The sequence below is a fragment of the Terriglobia bacterium genome, from assembly GCA_020072565.1.
Taxonomy (GTDB): Bacteria; Acidobacteriota; UBA6911; order UBA6911; family UBA6911; genus JAFNAG01.
This window is the reverse complement of record JAIQGI010000057.1, coordinates 22,899-35,863: the sequence shown is the minus strand read 5'-3', so window position 1 is coordinate 35,863 and position 12,965 is coordinate 22,899. Positions and strand designations below refer to the sequence as shown.

The 12,965-nt window shown below is 57.0% G+C and carries 13 protein-coding genes; 8 read left to right on the top strand and 5 right to left on the bottom strand.

Translation table 11 applies throughout. The features are described from left to right. Positions 1-61: 61 nt before the first annotated feature. The 4 genes from LAP85_25115 to LAP85_25100 all read right to left on the bottom strand — a co-directional run bounded on the left by LAP85_25115 (position 62) and on the right by LAP85_25100 (position 3,798). Positions 62-922, bottom strand: a complete 861-nt coding sequence (locus LAP85_25115) for a site-specific integrase (GenBank protein MBZ5499694.1) — start codon at positions 920-922, stop codon at positions 62-64. Further along, the gene (locus LAP85_25110; protein ID MBZ5499693.1) at positions 919-1,866 is read right to left on the bottom strand and encodes a tyrosine-type recombinase/integrase; all 948 of its coding nucleotides are present in this window, start codon (positions 1,864-1,866) and stop codon (positions 919-921) included. Before LAP85_25110 ends, LAP85_25115 begins: the two co-directional genes overlap by 4 nt. Then, positions 1,863-2,765, bottom strand: coding sequence for a site-specific integrase (locus tag LAP85_25105; protein MBZ5499692.1), 903 nt, complete (start codon positions 2,763-2,765; stop codon positions 1,863-1,865). The genes LAP85_25110 and LAP85_25105 overlap by 4 nt, the downstream gene beginning before the upstream one ends. Before the next feature lie 430 nt (positions 2,766-3,195). Further along, entirely contained in the window at positions 3,196-3,798 is a 603-nt protein-coding gene (locus LAP85_25100; GenBank protein ID MBZ5499691.1) for a hypothetical protein, read from the bottom strand. A 124-nt stretch (positions 3,799-3,922) separates the two neighbouring features. Between LAP85_25100 and LAP85_25095 the strand changes: the two genes are divergently transcribed. Further along, a complete protein-coding gene (locus LAP85_25095; protein ID MBZ5499690.1) occupies positions 3,923-4,588 on the top strand; it encodes a hypothetical protein in 666 nt (221 codons plus the stop codon). A gap of 474 nt (positions 4,589-5,062) precedes the next feature. On the opposite strand, the gene LAP85_25090 is transcribed toward LAP85_25095, so the two are convergent. Then, the gene (locus LAP85_25090) at positions 5,063-5,689 is read right to left on the bottom strand and encodes a transposase (protein ID MBZ5499689.1); all 627 of its coding nucleotides are present in this window, start codon (positions 5,687-5,689) and stop codon (positions 5,063-5,065) included. A gap of 427 nt (positions 5,690-6,116) precedes the next feature. Here LAP85_25090 and LAP85_25085 point away from each other — a divergent pair, with 427 nt between their 5' ends. From LAP85_25085 to LAP85_25055, 7 genes are all read left to right on the top strand, one after another. Continuing rightward, the gene (locus LAP85_25085; GenBank protein ID MBZ5499688.1) at positions 6,117-6,629 is read left to right on the top strand and encodes a hypothetical protein; all 513 of its coding nucleotides are present in this window, start codon (positions 6,117-6,119) and stop codon (positions 6,627-6,629) included. A gap of 10 nt (positions 6,630-6,639) precedes the next feature. Further along, positions 6,640-7,107, top strand: a complete 468-nt coding sequence (locus LAP85_25080; protein ID MBZ5499687.1) for a hypothetical protein — start codon at positions 6,640-6,642, stop codon at positions 7,105-7,107. A gap of 653 nt (positions 7,108-7,760) precedes the next feature. Further along, positions 7,761-9,872 (top strand): glycoside hydrolase 43 family protein, encoded by a 2,112-nt coding sequence (locus tag LAP85_25075; GenBank protein ID MBZ5499686.1) that lies wholly within the window; start codon positions 7,761-7,763, stop codon positions 9,870-9,872. Between the two features lie 60 nt (positions 9,873-9,932). Continuing rightward, positions 9,933-11,024: an alpha/beta fold hydrolase gene (locus LAP85_25070; protein MBZ5499685.1), complete on the top strand. Its 1,092-nt coding sequence runs from the start codon at positions 9,933-9,935 to the stop codon at positions 11,022-11,024. A 542-nt stretch (positions 11,025-11,566) separates the two neighbouring features. Further along, positions 11,567-11,890: a type II toxin-antitoxin system RelE/ParE family toxin gene (locus LAP85_25065; protein ID MBZ5499684.1), complete on the top strand. Its 324-nt coding sequence runs from the start codon at positions 11,567-11,569 to the stop codon at positions 11,888-11,890. Next, complete coding sequence (locus LAP85_25060; protein ID MBZ5499683.1) at positions 11,890-12,174, top strand: XRE family transcriptional regulator; 285 nt, start codon at positions 11,890-11,892, stop codon at positions 12,172-12,174. Before LAP85_25065 ends, LAP85_25060 begins: the two co-directional genes overlap by 1 nt. Positions 12,175-12,306: 132 nt before the next feature. Continuing rightward, entirely contained in the window at positions 12,307-12,915 is a 609-nt protein-coding gene (locus LAP85_25055) for a hypothetical protein (GenBank protein ID MBZ5499682.1), read from the top strand. The last annotated feature ends 50 nt before the right edge of the window (positions 12,916-12,965 follow it).

Genomic DNA, 12,965 nt, shown 5'->3' with positions numbered 1-12,965 from the left:
AATCTCATGGTGGACTCCTTTCTCCCCTGCACGGGGATGACAAGGAGTCAATACTATGTCGCTATGGCCTTATGCGGATTCCAGCAAAAAACGGGGCCGGCACGGCAGGACGAGACATAGTCAGGCAGGGTTGATAGTGCCTCAGGACATGTGGGCTTACTCTCTTGCCCTTGATCGATCTACAAGCTTTTGAAGTGGACAAGACGTATTTTTGAACCATACGTTCGATAGCATCACGGCTCATCTTGCCGCGCCTGATCGAAGGGAATAGCGGGTCGACGTCAGACCCCGCTCGTTCCTTTAGCCAAGCCTCAAGGACCTTGGCGGTTTCCCGCCGAAGTGGTGTGGATCGTTGCTTTCGCCCTTTGCCTTCGCATCGGATATGCGCCGCGATTCCCGGCACGAAGTCCTGGCAACGGAGGTGGGTGAGTTCAGACACTCGTAGCCCAGTTTGCAAAGCCAGCAGCAGAGTTGCATAATCCCGGCGGCCAATCCATGTTGATCGATCCGGTGCCGTCAACAGCATTTCGATTTCATCATGATCCAGAAAATCTATTGACCGCCGGACATATCGCTTGCTCGGCATCTGGAGGATTCTCTGACAGTGAAGCCCGTATGCAGGCTCATTCAATGCCACGAATCGAAAGAACGATTTAATCGCCGCAAGACGAGTGTTCCGGCTGCGGGCGCAGTTGCCTCGGACACTCTCGACGTTGATAAGAAAGTTCCCCACGAGCGCTGCATCCAGATCCTCAATCTGCAATTGGGTTGGCGCTTTGCTCTGCGTTTGACCGGCAAACCGGAGCAGCAGGCGGAAGGTATCGCGATAGCTCGCGATCGTGTTCGGACTTGCCTCCATTTGGGTACAGAGGCGATCAGTAAAGAACTGTTGAAGGAGGGCGGGAAACTTCGCCGGTTTCATGATCGCACCTCCCGTGATAGGGATGTGGTCACGCGCTGCGAAGCCAACTCGAGCAATTCCGGAACCGCTTCGATATACCAGAAGGTGCTTTCCGGTCCGCAATGGCCGAGATAGGTTGACAATTTGATCATCTCCCGGCGCACATCCAGACCCGTGCGGTACCAATTCAACATGGTGCGAACACAAAAACTGTGACGCATGTCGTGGATTCGAGGACCGCGCCCATGCCGGCCAAGCTTTTCGGGAGCGCGCATTCCTATTTTTTGACACAGATGGGCAAAATTGTACTGGCCATTGTTCTCAGTGATACGACTGCCCCGAGTCGATACGAAGAATGATTGAGGAGGCGATCCAAGTAACCGGTTCCGTTTTTGGACATAGGCCTTTAGCTCTGCCCGTGTGCTGTCCGAGACGGGGACAAAACGCTCTTTTCCCTGTTTGCCGCGCCGGATCCGGAGCACCCCAATTTCCAGATCGACATCAGTGTCATCAAGTGAAATCGCCTCACCTATCCGAAGGCCCGTTACAGCAATGAGCGCGAAGAAGGTTGCATAGGTTAACGCACGAATGCCAGTGGCAGAGGGCAGTTCCGCCGCGGCCTCAACAATCCGGCGAATCTCATTATCACTGTAAATATAAGGGCGGGCGCGGCGATAACGAGGAGGGATAAGGGCTTTCGACGGCACCTCATGTTGCGGATCCAGTCCATGGAGCCACTGTGCAAAAAGATGCACCGTTCCGAGGCGTGCAGACCAGGTTGGGCGTTTGGCATGGCCGAAGCTGGTCTGCCATCGCAGGAAAAGATCGGTGCTGACATACTTGGAATTCTGCTGGTCGGCGAACGCGATAAATCTCCGGAGGTCCCTTTCGGTTTTATCAAGGGTATACCCAAGGCTGCGGCGAATCGTCAGATAGCGGTCAAGCTCTTTGGACAGGGCCGTCATCTTGCACCTCCCGCAACCGGCCAGCGTTGAGCAATTGAGCGCAGCCCTTCTATATCCAGCCTTGCATAAATCATGGTGGAAGCCCGATACTGGTGGCGCAGCAGATCCCCGATTTCGTCAAGAGATGCTCCATTGCGCGCCAATGTCACGGCCAGACTGTGCCGCAGAACGTGAGAGCCTACAAAGGACGCCGGCGGCGTCAAGCCGGTTTGCGCAAAAGCTTTTTTCAGGATCACGTTCAGCATAGCCCCATCTCTAAATGGTCTGTGGGGAGCTCGGCTGACCACGAAAAGTGCACGGGAGCTGCTTACTCGATCACGCTGGAGATATTTGGCTAAAGCTTCGCCCACATCCTGAGGGAGAGGCAGCCGATCCTGTCTTAGACCCTTGCCACGCACGATGATCTCGCCCGCGCGCCAGTCGACGTCATCGATCTGCATGGAGATTACTTCCGGCGCTCTCAGTCCCAAGCGCGCGGGAAGAAGCATCATCGCATAATTGCGCCGTCCAATTGGGCTGTCTACACGAATGGCCCTGAGGATGGTTTCTACCTGCGCGGCATCCAGATGTCTGGGAACTCTTGTGTCAGATTGCTGCTTGATCCAGGGAACACACAAGGCGAGATTGGCCGTGGTCTTGCCTCTGCTAAAAAGGTATCGGAAAAAGTTTCTCAAATGGGTGGGCGGAGTCTTGTCACGAAACGGCTTCTTGCGCGAAACCAATTGCTGCATAAATCCGACAATATCAATAGCCGTAATTTGCGACAGGTCGCCCATCTTGTCCCCAAAGCGAAATTTCAAGAAGCGCGCGGCAAACCCCCAGCAATGTTCGATTGTCCTCTCGCTAAGACCTCGTTCGCGGCGGAGATACTCTTCGTATTCTCGCCTGAGGCATCCCATTGGGGTGTCATCAGGTTCTATCGGGGGGACCGGCTTGCCGGCTCCCGAAGCATTCAGAAACCTGATGAAATGCCTGACACTGAACAAAATATCCTTGCGCCGCGATGAAAGCCGGCTCGCGCCGGTGACAAGGTGATATGCACGATCCTCATCAAGATCCATTGGGTCGACGCCGTGTTCTCATTTGTCGATTGAGAACGTTCAGGCGCTTTGTGTAATCGTGAATGGACTTCTTCGAATAATGCTCGGCCCTCAGATGGTTCAGAAACTTCTCCGGATAATCGCCGAGGGGACCGTCTGTTGTCCCGATTTCTGTGACGCAAACGCTGTTTGACCTGGATTTTTTCATTTTCCCTCACTCCTTGTGTGTAAGTTTGGTTAAGAGTGAGGAAGGTATCATCAACAGCAACATGCAAGGAGTGGGCCGATGTTATGCCGAGTGAACGCGGCCCTTCGGGAGCCGGGAATCCCGGGAAATTCGGATGAAATTGCACGTCGCCGTTCGTCGACGCGGCATAATCCGGGTGTCGGCATTATGCATCGCGCCATGCATGCCGAGGTTGCCGTCGTTGCGCCTGACGGTCTGCGCCGGCTTGCGCGGATCGAACTTCACGGCGTTGAATCCCTGGCCTGTGATCGGCTTCTCCGATGACCCGAGCCGGATCCGGCTCCAGTGCAGATAGGCCCTGTATTTCCTCGACGCCTCCTGCAGCCGGTCCAGCTGGTCAGGCGGCGTCGAGCAACCGTAGAGGGACTCTCCCGATGTTACCGGAATCGTCATTGCGTTTGGATGCAGGACCACAGGTCCTCTCGCACGCCGATGATGATTATTCGTTCCCTCGGCATGGTCGTCCCACTCGACGGCGAGCAGCTCGCGGTACCCGGCCATGCTGTAGCCGAGCGAGGAGCCGCTGCAGCCGGCGAAGAGCGATATGACCGTCGGCGCAGCGGCCTCCCGGGGCTTCAGGTGCTCCTGCCAGCAGGCCTCGAGATGGGCCGGATAGTCCTCTATTTTGGATCGTAGCCCCCTCAAGTACAGTTTGGAGTATCTGCCATGATTCTCTGGGTATAGAATATTAATTAAGTGACTCTGAAAGAGAACCCGCGCAATGATAAAGCGGTCTAATTCAAACCTGAGATCGAGAGAGCATTTGCAGATGCCCAAATGCAGATATTTCCCTTTCTTTATATTGCCGTTACTGATCGACGGCGCGATCATTCAGGCGAGCAATGTCGGCATTCCAACCCTCCTCCACACAAGTGAGCGGACCACGGTGGAGGGCCAATCTAATGCGGGTGTTGCGCATCCTGCCAGCGTCACCATCATCTCGCCAAACCTCACGCCTTCACTCGGGCAGTTGGGCGCCTACTACTTCGAAACAGGTAACCAGTCTCAGGTCTGGATCAATCTCGAGCCTCAAGGCGCGGAGCCTGGCCCCAATCCTTTTCGGCTGAACATCACAGTGGCGTTCCCTGGCACAAGATTGGATCGCGTTCCCGACGCCGTCGATGTCCGCGCTACGTCAGTGTATGGCGCCTGGGCGACGAGGGTCCTCCAGCCAGTTTTCCGGCTTCAGCTTGAGGGAGGAACTAAAATGGACCTGACCGCACCCGGCAAAGCGTTCCACTTCATCTCCAGCTGCTTGGACTGCCCGTTGGACACGGTTATTGCGCAGATTGCGTTCGACGCGCTCCGTCAGGTTGCCGAATCGAAAACTGTGGGCATCGATGCGCTTGGATTTACGGCGCGTCTGAAGCCTGCGGACCTTCAGACTCTCCGCGGGTTCGTCGAAATTGTTACCCATGGAGTCCAGATTCGATAAGACGTGCGGTGGAGCCCTCGTTTACTCGAAAAGAAACCCCAGGATGCGGCAGCATTCACCCGCTTGGGTTGTAAAAAGCTCCAGCGACGTAGATGGCTCGCCAGCTCGGCATTCCGCTCCCAAGCACGTTCCGCAGGTGTGCTCCCTAACGACATTGCCCCAGAAGTCCTAGAGTTGTATCTGGAGCGCACCAACAGCACAAGTTTACCTAAAAGACCGGGCGATGAGGTGCGCTCCAGATACAACGACTTGAAGGGGGACGCGGCGTCGGCGGTTATTTAAGAGGACGTATTGAGCCTATGTCAGACGGGATCTATGTACTTTCGATTGAATCGTCCGGTAAAACCATGAGGCAGGAACGGCGTCTGCGCATGAATACAGTGGACTCTCGGGCGTTTACGATCGTGCGAATGTGATCTGATTCGCCTTCATTACCTGTCCTTCCCTCCTTATTCACCGCAGAAAAGCAAACGATCACCTGGGCAGCAGGTGCAGCAGAAAACGACGCAGGAACTCATCTGCCGGGAGCGTCATCGGCCGCTCCCGGTTGCCGTGGGCGCGGTCTTTCCAGCGGAAGGTGACGTTGCCATCCGCAAAGGAAACCAGGCGATGGTTGGAAATGGCCACTCGATGGGTGTAGCGGCCGAGGTAGCGGAGAACATACTCCGGGCCGCCGAAGGGCGGTTTGCAGTCGACAACCCACCGATGGCGGAACAGCTGACGGACAAAAGAGTGGAACGCTTTCGGGTCCGAGAGATGCTGAAGCCGGCCCTGGAAGCCGAGCTCACCTTTTGTGAAAGCGTTCTCCAGAGCTGCCCTGAACTTGCCTCGGAAGACGCGTCCGAGGACTTTTTCAGGAAGAAAGAAACGATGGCGCGGACGGACCCAGCTCTTGTGATCGAGGGAGAGTCCCCCGGCGGGGGCGACGCAATGGACATGGGGATGATGATCCATTTTCTGACTCCAGATATGGAGCACACTGAAGAAGCCGATCTCGGCGCCGAGACGTTTGGGGTTGCGCGCGACCTCGATCAGCGTTTCAGCGCTGGTGCGGAACAGCAGACGGTAGACGAGTTTCTGCATCGCCCTTACAGGGCTCATCCATCATTTGCGTCTTATCCCAGGGCTTGCGCCCTGGGCTGAAAACTACGGCCGCCCTTCCAGGGCTTGCGGCCACCAACGGCTTCGGAGCTTGCGGCCACCAACGGCTTCGGAGCCTGTGGCTACCAACGGCTTCGGAGCTTGTGGCAACCAATAGTTCGCCGGAATGGCTGAGCCCGCCAGGGTCGCACCCTATTTCCTTAATTAAGCGCCATTCCAGCCTGTCCCCAGAACTTCCAAGGTCAGATCGTTAGACCGGACATTTCATTTGCTACCTCCAACGGACAGAACATTTGCTTACCACAGCCGTTCCGATTCTGCTTGCAGTCTCATACGGTTCAATCTATAAAAAACCCTTTACAGGGATTATAGGTGCGAGGCGCGGGCCGGCCGGTCATTTCGTCGGCACCTGATGTTAGGAGATCGCATGTTTGGCAGAATGCTATGTATTGCGATGCTGACCGCCACAATGGGGTACGCCCAGCGTGGCGGCGGCGGAGGTGCAGCGGGAAATGATGCCGCGGGCAGGGGTGGCGGGATGGCTCGCGCGGCAAAACTCAGCAAAGCTGAGATGTTCGCAAATCAGCTCAGCCTGAGTAAAGAGCAGAGAGAGGAGGCGCAGAAAATCCTCAACGATACCATGAAAGAGGTCGCTCTCCAGCGCGCCCAGATCGAGCAGATTCGCATTCAGATTGTTACCTTCATGATCAACGGCGACAGTCAGGAGAACATCAAGAAAGCCACGGAATCGCTTGCGGCGGCGGAAACCCGGTTGACGGGCATCGAAGCAAAGAGTTTCGCCCGTGTCTGTGAACTGCTCAAACCCAATCAGCAGTCCAAAGCGGCAGCTGCATTTGACCTGTGGGCTGCCGTGCTGGATCCGCCCGGCAGTGCCGGGCCAGGGGGATTCAGCGCGCGTGGCAAAACCGAAAAAGAATAGGGGAATGCACATGACTTGCAGACTGCTGTTGATTGGGTTGCTTGCCTTGACGCCGGCTTTTGCACAGCGTGGAGGCGGAGGCAGAAGAGGCTCCGACTCGGTCACAGATGCTCCCTTTGTGGAAAGCACTAACAGGATCGATGTCATCGAAAAGATGTTCAGTTTGAGTAAGGATCAGAAGAAAGCGGTGAAGCTCACCCTGGACGGTGCCCAGAAAGAGGCGGCTCCCGTTCGCGAACAACTGATCAAGGCGCATTTGACGATCGGAGGGGCGATTCAGGCCGGCAAAAGCCAGGAAGAGATCGATCAGCTGGTCCGCGCCCAAGCGGGGCTGAGAGTTCGGATGTCGGAAATAGAATTCAAGGCGTTCGCCAAGATCTATGAATGCCTGAATAACGTTCAGCAAACCAATTCTCCGGCGCTGTTCCAGATGATGAAGGGGATCTTCCTCGAGAAAAACTGGAATTCCATGCAGTAACAGACGATTAGGTCCCACTCTTCTTACCGTTGCGGCTCAGGTCGCGATGCAATTGTTTCACGATTTGGCCGTTCAGGAATTCGGCGGCGCCGCAGGCGTCGTTCTGAATATTCCATCCCCCAAGGGCGCCGACGTTTATAACGCAAACAACAGATTCCGGCATAATGTGCGAAGCAATATCATGCATACGATGTTTGCCCTGATGAGCGACCTCAAATTGCCATTGCGCATGAGCTCGACCATGTCTGGCGCGGCAACGCGGAGCAGCTAAAGCGGATCGGCGGTTCTCATCGCCCCGAACACTTCCAAGCCAAATTTGTTATCGCCCGAAACGCAACCGTGAAGCCCGTCCGCTCAAATGACTGAGTGGGGAGGCATCCATAAGGGGTAGGTGTGTCAAAATGACCGGATCCTGAACACAGTTTGGCTATAGAATGCTGCTTGGGCGGGGCCTAAGCCCGGACTTAACATATCGCGTTTCCATCAGAATCGGGAGAAGGGGACTGAAGAGGCGCGACCCACGAAGGAACCGCCACAAAAGGCAGCCAATTGTACCTATCCTTCGAATTGTGCAATGCGGGGAGTGGCTGTCGATACTATGGAAGGGCGAGCCCGTGTCATTGAAGAAGTAATCCTGTTTGAGGTGCATTGCCATGCGACGCTGTCGATTCCTCCTGGTGTTTGCAAGCCTGGTCACGCTGACCGTCGGTGTTAACACCGCTGCGCCGCCGCATTCTTCCGCGGCCTCCACTGCTGCGGCACGGAGTTGGACCGCCGACAACGGCAATGGTACCTACTCCAATCCCCTGTTCTATGAGGAATTCGAGGACCCCAACATTATCCGCGTCGGTGAGGATTACTACCTCGCCGGCACGACCATGCACATGAATCCCGCGCTCATCGTCCTGCACTCGAGGGACCTCGTGAACTGGGAACTCGCCGGCTACTGCATGGATCGGCTCGACCTCGGCCCCGCCTTCCGCCTCGAAGGCGGGAACATCTACGGCAGGGGCATCTGGGCGCCATGCATTCGCTACCACGACGGCATGTTCTACGTCTTTTCCAATGTCAACAACGTCGGCTGCCAGGTCTTCCGCTCCAAGTCCCCCAACGGTCCGTGGGCACGGAACCAACTCGCCGGCATGCATGACTTGTCCGTTCTCTTCGACGACGACGGCAAGATCTACGCTATCTCGGGCGCCACCCGCCCGGTCATCGTCGAACTCAACAAGGACATCACTGAGATTGTCCCCAATACCCGCCGCCAGATGAACGCCGAAGGCATGGGCGAGGGCCATCACCTTTACAAGATCAACGGTAAGTACTATGACGTCTCCGCCATCCCAGGTGCGCACACCGACCAGGTTGTCGCGCGCTCCGATTCGATCGACGGCCCCTGGCAGGTCGAACGCATGGTCCAGGGCGAGTCACTGGGCGCCCCCACTCAAAACAGCGTCCGTGGCGGCCGCGGGAGTAATCCAACCTTCACCATCACTCCCAGCGATCCCAACGCCGGCGGCGGGCTCACCCTCCATCAGGGCGGCATCGTCGATACCCCTGCGGGCGAATGGTGGAGCATCATCATGCAGGACCACGGCAGCATCGGCCGCATGGTCGCGCTGGTCCCGGTCACGTGGGACAACAATTTCCCGATCATCGGCCTGCACGGCAACCTCCGCAAGGCACCCAACACCTGGGTCAAGCCCGACACCGGGCATATCCAGAATCCCAAGCCCTTGTTCGTGCGCAGCGACAATTTCGCGTCACAAAAACTCAATCCCGTCTGGCAATGGAACCACGTTCCCGATGACACCAGGTGGTCCCTCACGGAAAAGCCCGGTGCGCTTCGACTCCATTCCCTTCCCGCAGCGGACTTTTTTGCCGCCCGCAACACCCTCACCCAGCGGCCGCCGGGACCCGAGTGTGTCGTGACGGTCGAGCTTGACGCCTCGGGTTTGGTTGCAGGAGATACCGCCGGCCTGGCGCTGCTGAATGCTCCCTACGCGTGGATCGGCCTGGTCAAGAGCGCCGAACGCACGACTCTGCAGACCTTCGACCAGACCACTCGCAAGACCACGGAGGCGGCCAGGAGCCCCAACCACATCTGGCTCCGCGTTGCCTGCAACTTCGACACCGAGAAAGCGGTATTCAGTTGGAGCGCCGACGGCAAGGATTTCGCTTCGCTGGGCGACCCCTTCACCATGGCGTACCAGCTCACGACTTTCCAGGGAGTGCGCCTTTCCCTGTTCAACTACAACACCTCAGGGCAGCCCGGCGGCTATGCCGACTTCGACAACTTCGAGGTCGATGAGCCGCGAGCGCGGGGCATGGAACGCGCGATTCCCGTGGGCAAGACCATCACGCTGACCAGTGGCGCCGACGGCAGCATCCTGGCCATCGACACTCAGAACATGTCGCTCATCAACATGGCGGCCAATGCGCCACTTGCGGCCGCCCGGAATCTTCGATTCCAGATCGTCGATTTGGGAAAAGGCGAGGTGGCGCTGAAAGCCGGCAACGGCTGGTTTGTCTCTGCCGCAGGCGAGAGTGTCGTATTGAAAAATCTCGCCGGAAAAGCACCCGGCGATGCCGAATCCTTCCAATGGATCAACCTGATGCGCGGCGACACCATGCTCATGTCGCTCACCAATCATCGCTACCTGTCCACCAAACCCAACAATCCCGGGCCGGTCACGATTTCCGCCAACGGCCCGCAGCCGGACCGCAAGGACGGCGCGTGTTTCAGATGGAAGGCCGTCCGATGAGACGCGATCGCCATCGGTTCGGTGCGCCACGTTGAGGATGCTCACAAGAAAGGACTTTCCATGAAGACCCGACCATCGACTTTGCTCCTGACCTGCATCGTGACAATTCTCGCCGCGGGCGTGTGGATTTGGCACGCCGCGGAGGCGCAGGTAAAGACTGATGCGCTTCCCGTCGTCCCCGGCGCCAAGCCGGTCGCTGTCGAGCGCATCAAGATTCACGGCAATGCGCTGGTAGGCAATCTCGAAGGCGATGCGGTCGACCGCGACACTGTTGTCTTCCTGCCGCCAAGCTATGCCAGGGAGAAAAACAGGCGCTATCCGGTCGTCTATGCCCTGCATGGCTACTCGATCGGCGCCGAGCAGTGGACACACGAGATCCAGGTGCCGCAGGCGATCGAGGGCGCCTTTGCCCTGGGTTCGCAGGACATGATTGTGGTGTTGCCCGACTCCAAAACGGTGCACAACGGATCGATGTACTCGAGTTCCGTCACGACCGGCGACTTCGAGCAGTTCATCGCACACGATGTGGTCGCCCACATCGACGCCCATTACCGTACCATCGCCAGGCGGACAAGCCGCGGACTGGTCGGCCATTCCATGGGCGGCTACGGCGCCGCGCGGATTGGGATGAAGCATGTGGATGTTTTCGGCAGCCTGTACATCATGAGCCCGTGCTGTCTGGAGCCGATGGGCGGCGGGCCGGCCAATCCGGCGATTGTGAAAGCTCTGGAGTCGGTGAAGACCCCCGCGGATTCAGCCGGCCTGTCGTTTGCCGCCAGAGTCCAGCTGGCCTCCGCCGCGGCATGGTCACCGAATCCAAAGAACCCGCCCCTCTATCTCGATCTGCCGGTGAAGGACGGCGCGCCCCAGCCGGACGTCCTGGCGAAGTGGGCGGCCAACGCTCCGCTGGCGTTCATCGATCAATATGTCGGCAATCTGCGTCAGTTTCGGGGCATTGCCATCGACGTGGGCGACCAGGACGGCTTGCGCGTCGGCGCCGGCAAGCTTCACGGGATTCTCGACAGCTACGGCATCGCCAACACGTTCGATCTTTACCACGGCACCCATACCAGCGCCGTGGCAGACCGCTTCCAGAACCACGTCTTGCCCTTCTTCAGCAAGAACCTGTGCGTCGGCAAAGGCTGCCAGTGAGGCTGCTATAGCTTGCCGGTAGCGAAGGTCGCGTCTCAACGGTATTGGGCGTTTTTTCAGCCAGGCACACGGCGATCTCTATATTTGCCCGCGGATGATGGGAGGTGCGGTCAAGGTAAGTCTAGATCAATCAGGATCGTGGCAAGTTGGCGTGACAGCCGAACACGCTGCCCAATGGCAATTGGTCGGTTCCCGTCACTGGGACGTTTGGAAACGGGGTCATAGTGGGCTAGCTCCTGGAGCTTTGCGGGCCTGGTACCTTTTAATCCCAGACCAGGAGCTACGAATCGGGTCCTTCGACCAAAAGGCATACCAGATACCCATGGTTGGTGCTGACCACGCGGCCTCGATAGAATTTTTGATGATGTCCGACGAAGGCCCGACCATCGCGTTTGCCAACGCACACGTCGTTGGGCGTTGGCGTTTTGCAGTCCGGCCGGAAAGCTGCTTGGTCGTCGCGCGGCGTATTCCGCGGACAAGTGAATTACAAGGCCTAAAATTGTTAGACTTGCGGAATATATCAAATCTTATATAATGGTTACATGGACGTCAAAGAGTTGAAGTCCGTCGGGTTGAGTCTCGATGATCTTCGGAATTTTCCTGAAGAAGCCCGCAGAGTTGCAGGTTTCGAACTCCGCGCCGTTCAGAATGGGCTCGAGCCTCGAGACTGGAAGCCCATGAAATCTGTAGGCTTCGGTGTTAAGGAGATACGCATTCATGTATTGGGTGAATGGCGAATTGTCTACGTGGCGAAGCTGGCCGACGCAATTTACGTGCTCCATGCCTTTCAGAAAAGGAGCCGAAAGAACAACAAGAATGACATCGAATTGGCTCGTAAACGACTCAAGGAGATTGGAGGTATATGATGAGTGAACCCGCTGTCAAATCATCTGGAAACGTCTTCGTTGATCTTGGCTATTCACCGGATGAAGCTGCTATCCTGCAAATGCGTGCGGACCTCATGGCAATTCTCCGCAAGTTCATCATGACCAGGAAGCTAACCCAATCAAAAGCTGCCGAAATGCTTGGTGTAAGCCAGTCGAGAGTCTCCGACCTTGCAAGAGGCAAATGGGAAAAATTCAGCCTCGAAATGCTGATTATTCTTGCGACAAAGGCTGGAATGCGTGTGACACTTAAGACGGCAGCTTAGAAGAAGCCAGAATAGCAAAACGCTTGGTCTGATGCGCTACCGCCCCGCAAGCATAAATAGGAACGGCTAACTATTCACTCCAGCGGCCGGCGCAAAAAGCGCGCCGCCGCTGAGCTCGAACGTTAGCGTGACATGAACAACCAAATGCGCGTTTATTACGACAATGTCATCGCTTCAGGTCTGGTCACTGAGGATGTGGTGCCAGACGAAGAAATGACTGCGCTCCGCGAAATCGAAGAAGGCCATCGGGCTGGAACGATCAGGAGAGTGACCTCCAGGGAATCGTGGCGGGAACAAGAACGGACACGAGACCCAGCCCGACGTTCTCAGCTTGAAGCGGCGCGCGATCTTGTATCTGTTGTCCAAGCCGGTCACCGCGTCCTCGGATTCGAGGTTCTCGATGCGCCACTTGGAAGCATTTCGACGGATCCGATCGTGAGCGACATCGTGGACGAAAGCATCTTTGCCGACCTCACCAACCTTGAGCTTCGGAGTGCCGACGCCCGCCATTTCATGTACGCCGCAGCCAACAACTGCCAACGGTTCGTGACACTCGATCCCGACTTTCTTGATCGACGCGCGCTGCTGGACGCGCGGTATCCGCCGTTGCGGGTTGTAAGGCCGTCTAAGCTATATAGCAGAGGAACTTTGACGCTGCAGGAATCAAGGGGCAGGCTAACCCGCAAATGGCGACGGCGCGCCGCTGAGAAGCGACGGCGCGCGGCTCATTTGCCACGTTAGGTTCCGAACCTACCCGATCCTTGACGGAAAGCCTGGTATGATATATCGTC

Coding starts and splice junctions, on each gene's coding strand:
- LAP85_25115 (MBZ5499694.1), bottom strand. CDS start 922: ATGAAACCGGCGAAGTTTCCCGCCCTCCTTCAACAGTTCTTTACTGAT.
- LAP85_25110 (MBZ5499693.1), bottom strand. CDS start 1,866: ATGACGGCCCTGTCCAAAGAGCTTGACCGCTATCTGACGATTCGCCGC.
- LAP85_25105 (MBZ5499692.1), bottom strand. CDS start 2,765: ATGGGATGCCTCAGGCGAGAATACGAAGAGTATCTCCGCCGCGAACGA.
- LAP85_25095 (MBZ5499690.1), top strand. CDS start 3,923: ATGCCCAAATGCAGATATTTCCCTTTCTTTATATTGCCGTTACTGATC.
- LAP85_25090 (MBZ5499689.1), bottom strand. CDS start 5,689: ATGAGCCCTGTAAGGGCGATGCAGAAACTCGTCTACCGTCTGCTGTTC.
- LAP85_25085 (MBZ5499688.1), top strand. CDS start 6,117: ATGTTTGGCAGAATGCTATGTATTGCGATGCTGACCGCCACAATGGGG.
- LAP85_25080 (MBZ5499687.1), top strand. CDS start 6,640: ATGACTTGCAGACTGCTGTTGATTGGGTTGCTTGCCTTGACGCCGGCT.
- LAP85_25075 (MBZ5499686.1), top strand. CDS start 7,761: ATGCGACGCTGTCGATTCCTCCTGGTGTTTGCAAGCCTGGTCACGCTG.
- LAP85_25070 (MBZ5499685.1), top strand. CDS start 9,933: ATGAAGACCCGACCATCGACTTTGCTCCTGACCTGCATCGTGACAATT.
- LAP85_25065 (MBZ5499684.1), top strand. CDS start 11,567: ATGGACGTCAAAGAGTTGAAGTCCGTCGGGTTGAGTCTCGATGATCTT.
- LAP85_25060 (MBZ5499683.1), top strand. CDS start 11,890: ATGAGTGAACCCGCTGTCAAATCATCTGGAAACGTCTTCGTTGATCTT.
- LAP85_25055 (MBZ5499682.1), top strand. CDS start 12,307: ATGAACAACCAAATGCGCGTTTATTACGACAATGTCATCGCTTCAGGT.